Raw genomic sequence first — 2,503 nt, 5'->3', positions numbered from 1 at the left:
TTTCAAGTATTTGACGGACCAGTGCCAAAACACTGCCGTCGCTTACTTTAGCCCCCACCCCTGCCAGTATCAAGCCGTGGCCCAGCGTGTCGAAGCACTTGGACAAGTCCATGTCAACGGCATGAGCCAGCCCCCACTTGTTACTGAAACGCTCTGCCTTAGCCACTGCCCCGGGCGCAGCTGTGCCCGGCGTGGTAGCCGTAGCTCGATGGGTGGAAGCCCGGCTCGAAAATGGGCTGGAGGATGTTGAGCAGTGCTTGCTGCACCACCCGGTCGCGTACCGTCGGTATGCCTAATGGGCGTTCGCTGCCGTCAGGCTTCGGGATATACACCCGTTTTACTGCCTGCGGGCGGTACGCCTTCGTCCTGAGTTCTTTTTCCAAACGGCGCAGCTCTGACACCCTCTTCTCATCGAAGTCGGTGATGCGCACTCCGTCTACTCCGGCAGCGCCCCGGTTCGCTCGCGCTACGTGCCCCATACTTGCTAAGGCTTCCTTCCCAACCTACCGTTGCCAGTAACGCAGTTGCCTTCGCATTGGCTTCCCACCGTTTAGGCGCCAGGGCTTCTTTCAGCCCTTCGGAAATGTTTGTATGCCATGCAAACAAAAAGCCCGGGGCAATGCCCGGGCCCTTTCATTTGGTATTATAAGGTTATCAAGTCTTTTGAAACGAGCCTATTACCGGACCAGCAGCAGTTTTTTGGTCTTAGGAGGCTGACCGGGTTCGAACAGCACCACTACGACGGCTGTATTTTGAGCACGCCATTCGGATACATTCAACATTTGTACCTGAACTCCATCCAGTCTATAACGGGCTAACTCCTGCCCCCAAAGGTTATATACGACAGCCTCGGTTCCTTCGGCCTGACGGGAAAGCACCAGAGATGCCTCATCTCTGGCTGGGTTCGGGAAAATATCAAACTGTAGCTCACTTAGTTCGCGGCTTACCTGCTCCCAGTCAACGGGTGGCAGCCTATCGCCTGTCCGAAGCGCTGCACCCCCTCCCCCATCGAGCGAATTGGGCAAAGGCAGCGCTGCCCCAACTTCCCAACTTGAGTTGCCACTCATACAGAGTGTTCTTACCCGCCACTGAATAATACTGCCGGGAGGCAGCCCTTCAAAGGTGTAAACCGTATCGCTCAATTGAGTGTTGCCCATGCCATGACCGGCAATAAGATACTGTAACTGATAAGCAACTGCACCAGGCACAGGGTCCCACGCAACCGTACCTGAAGTAGGGGACAGAGCATTGGTAACAAAGTTTGAGGGTGGGGCACAGAGCTCATCCAAATCACAAACTCCATTATTATTGTTATCGATCAGTGTGCCTACGCATTCACAATCCGCGGTCACAACATCGTTTGTGGTACAATTGTCATAATCATTACAACTGCTGCCAATCAGCATGTCGTCAAAATCAGGGCAGAGGTCATCCCCGTCACAGACCCCATCGCCATCTGCATCCGGGCAGCCGGCGGCAGAGGTCGTGAATGAGGGCCCCTCAACATTATCAGAATTGTCCGTACCGCAATTCGCACGGACCTGCCAGAGGTATTCCGACTCAGGGGAAAGCCCGGTAAGCGTCACCATATTCGTATTCACTAACATGACCGTACCCGATTGCCCGGGCGTAATATAGCCCACCCGGTAGCTGTCCGCTCCTATGACCGCATTCCAGGTCAGGGTCGCCATATCCGGCGTTATGCTGAACACCTGCAGGTTTTCCGGTATTGTGCACCCGGTTTCATTCAGGTCGCAGATACCATTATTGTTTTCATCAAAGAGTGCCCCATAGCAAACGCAATCGCTGCCGTAGGTGTCATTAATCGTACAGGGGTCCCCATCATCGCAGGGCTGGCCTATGAGCGCATCATCTATCTCCGGGCAGAGGTCATCCTCATCACAAACCCCATCACCATCTGCATCCGGGCAGGTATCCTCCAGAGTCATAAAGGTATCAACGCTGCTGAAGCTGGACTGACCGCCGTCGCAGATCGCCCGGACCCGCCATTCTATCTGTGCGGACCCCGGAAGCCCGGTCAGGGTTATCGATTCAGAGGTGGCTAAGGCATTAAGCACTATCCCTCCATTGACCCGATAGCGGACCAGGTACTCGATAGCCGGGCCCACGGCTGTCCAGGAGAGGTCTGCTGTGTTTGCAGTGATGTTGCTGGCCTGTAAATTAATGGGGCTCGTACACTCGTTAAAATCACAGACGCCATTATTGTCCTCATCAATGAGTGTCCCGGCACAATTGCAATTGGCATCGTAGCTATCGTTTTCTGTACAATCATCACCATCATCGCAGGCCTGCCCTTCAAGGGCATTGACCACCGCAACCATGGAGGTACAGCTGCTTTCCAGCCCATTGTCGTCAATCACCGTGAGCGTGACCGGCGTTGGCGCACCAATATCCGAGCAAGTAAAGGCAAACAGGTCAACTGATAACTGCGCAATCCCACAGTTATCAAAGGAACCGCTGTCCAAATCGGTAGCCGAAATAA

General features: G+C 54.3%; 2 protein-coding genes. Both read right to left on the bottom strand.

Translation table 11 applies throughout. The features are described from left to right. Positions 1 to 158: 158 nt before the first annotated feature. Entirely contained in the window at positions 159 to 479 is a 321-nt protein-coding gene (locus IX84_RS18450) for a reverse transcriptase domain-containing protein (RefSeq protein ID WP_052516193.1), read from the bottom strand. Between the two features lie 198 nt (positions 480 to 677). Next, on the bottom strand, positions 678 to 2,503 hold a 1,826-nt coding region (locus IX84_RS33495), incomplete at its 5' end, for a fibronectin type III domain-containing protein (protein ID WP_044224108.1).

The sequence above is a fragment of the Phaeodactylibacter xiamenensis genome (genome assembly GCF_000759025.1).
Lineage (GTDB): Bacteria > Bacteroidota > Bacteroidia > Chitinophagales > Saprospiraceae > Phaeodactylibacter > Phaeodactylibacter xiamenensis.
This window is presented reverse-complemented; position numbering and strand designations above follow the sequence as displayed.

Bases quoted from the DNA above. Each gene is read 5' to 3' on its own strand.
- IX84_RS18450 (WP_052516193.1), bottom strand. From the start codon at position 479: ATGGGGCACGTAGCGCGAGCGAACCGGGGCGCTGCCGGAGTAGACGGA.